Below are 1042 nucleotides of genomic sequence, written 5' to 3'. Positions count from 1 at the left end.
CATGCTCATGCCCGGACACCCGTGGGCAGGTCCTCCCAGGTCGGCTCACCTGCGGGGGCGGTCTCCCAGGTCGGCTCACCCGTGGGGGCGAACTCCCAGGTGGGCTCGGACTGGACCGCCACCGGGTTGGTCTCCCAGGTCGGCTCGGCCAGCACCGTGGAAGCGGGCTCGCTCTCCCAGGTGGGCTCGCCACTGGCGATCGCACCGAAGGCAGCCGCGACCGCGAAAGCGCAAAGTACACGAACCATCTTGCTCATGGACGATCTCCACCTCTTCTAATCATTTCCTCCTCCCCCGTGCACATGACGATCGCTCACCGCGACCGCTCGCACCAGCGGAAACAGGCATCATGTTCCTGTAATGCATGACCCTGAGGGGGGTTCACATGGGGACAGACGACCAGATACCGGGACATCCGCACAGCCCACGTGAGCTGTGCGAAGCGGGTCGGCAGCTCTACGCCGACGCGCTGCGGACCGGGCGCATACCCCGGAGCGAGGCCGCGCAGGCGCCCTGCCTCATCGATCTGGCGCTGGTGCACGCCGACCCGGACGACCCGGAGTGGCTGCGGCCGCTGCCCCCGACGGTAGCGCTCGGCCATCTGGTACACCCCATCGAGCAGGAGATCCAGGAGCGCCGACGCGTCGCCATCGGCCTCACCGAGACCTTCGCCCCTTTCCTGGCCATGGCGGCGCAGAACCCGGTCGCCGCCAGCGGGATGACCGTGCTGGAGGGGCTGGGGCTCATCAACACCACCCTCGACCGGGTGGTCGCGGAGTGCTCCGAGGAGCTGCTGACCGTGCAGCCGGGCAGCGGCCGCAAGCCGGAGACCATCGCGGAGGGGCTGCGCCGCGTCATGCCCCTGCTCGACCGCCGGGTGAAGATGCGCACCCTCTACCAGCACACCGCCCGGCACCACCCGGCGACCATCGCCTACGTGGACCGGATCGGCACCGACGTCGAGGTGCGCACGCTGGAGGAGAGCGTCGACCGGCTGATCGTGGTGGACCGCAAGGTGGCCTTCATCCCGGCCCGCTCCGAC

At 69.5% G+C, this 1042-nt stretch carries 2 protein-coding genes; one reads left to right on the top strand and one right to left on the bottom strand.

Annotated elements, in window-relative coordinates:
- Window positions 1–5 precede the first annotated feature (5 nt).
- Window positions 6–257, bottom strand: coding sequence for a hypothetical protein (locus tag ACFV9O_RS40815; protein ID WP_100455243.1), 252 nt, complete (start codon window positions 255–257; stop codon window positions 6–8).
- A 128-nt stretch (window positions 258–385) separates the two neighbouring features.
- Between ACFV9O_RS40815 and ACFV9O_RS40810 the strand changes: the two genes are divergently transcribed.
- The coding region (locus tag ACFV9O_RS40810) for a helix-turn-helix transcriptional regulator (RefSeq protein WP_385428236.1) at window positions 386–1042 on the top strand (657 nt) is incomplete at its 3' end.

It is taken from the genome of Streptomyces sp. NPDC059909, assembly GCF_042730885.1.
Classification (GTDB): domain Bacteria; phylum Actinomycetota; class Actinomycetes; order Streptomycetales; family Streptomycetaceae; genus Streptomyces.
The sequence above is the reverse complement of the archived record's forward strand: the minus strand, read 5'-3'. Positions and strand labels throughout refer to the sequence as shown.

Bases quoted from the DNA above. Each gene is read 5' to 3' on its own strand.
- ACFV9O_RS40815 (WP_100455243.1), bottom strand. From the start codon at position 257: ATGAGCAAGATGGTTCGTGTACTTTGCGCTTTCGCGGTCGCGGCTGCC.